Origin of the sequence: Chitinophaga sp. ARDCPP14 (assembly GCF_051362515.1) — a bacterium.
Classification (GTDB): domain Bacteria; phylum Bacteroidota; class Bacteroidia; order Chitinophagales; family Chitinophagaceae; genus Chitinophaga.
The window spans coordinates 1-700 of record NZ_JBKIXB010000030.1 but is presented as its reverse complement, the minus strand read 5'-3'; the positions used below and the strand labels follow the sequence as shown (position 1 = coordinate 700).

The 700-nt window shown below is 35.0% G+C and carries 1 rRNA gene; it reads right to left on the bottom strand.

The annotated features are described in order from the left end of the window. Positions 1 to 585: 585 nt before the first annotated feature. Positions 586 to 697 (bottom strand): 5S ribosomal RNA (gene rrf, locus ACLHR0_RS31635). Positions 698 to 700: the final 3 nt, after the last annotated feature.

The window sequence follows — 700 nt, the reverse complement described above, 5'->3', positions numbered from 1 at the left end:
CTGACTAATTTCTCTCGAAATCAATCGGATCTTTATTAATTATGTTTAGCTGTACATTACCTGTTTGAACCTAAGCATCACTACTTAGATTCGTGCTGTTGTTTCCAATCTTTCAAAGAACTTTTGATCATCTTATATGACCATTGCTGATGTCTGAGATCCGATCTCTGTGACTCTTTAGTCAAACATCTTTAATTATTTTTCAGAAGAACTTTTGCTTGTATTTCGCGTCGTTTGCGTTGGGGTTGCAAAGGTAATAATCTTTTATTTAATCACCAAAACTTTTTTAAAGTATTTTACATCTTTAATTATCTTATTATCAATGACTTATCTATTGGGAAAGTGCTATTAATATCTTCGATAATCAAACCCTTATTTCGCAAAGAACTACATATTTTTGAGGCGGACAGCAAAGATAGAATCTTTATTATTCGCAGCAAAAACTATTTAAGTCAATTTCAATTTGTATTCAACCTTATTGTTGAGTGTATTTTCCGACAGATCTGGAATGATCCCCTTTTCTTAAACATAGAGAGAAAGAAAAGAAAAAGTCCTGGTATGTCACCAGGACTTTTCTCTTAATAAGTATGGCAGCTACCTACTCTCCCGCATGATATTGCAGTACCATCGGCCATGAGGGGCTTAACTTCTCTGTTCGGAATGGGAAGAGGTGAACACCCTCGGCATAACCACCATAAGA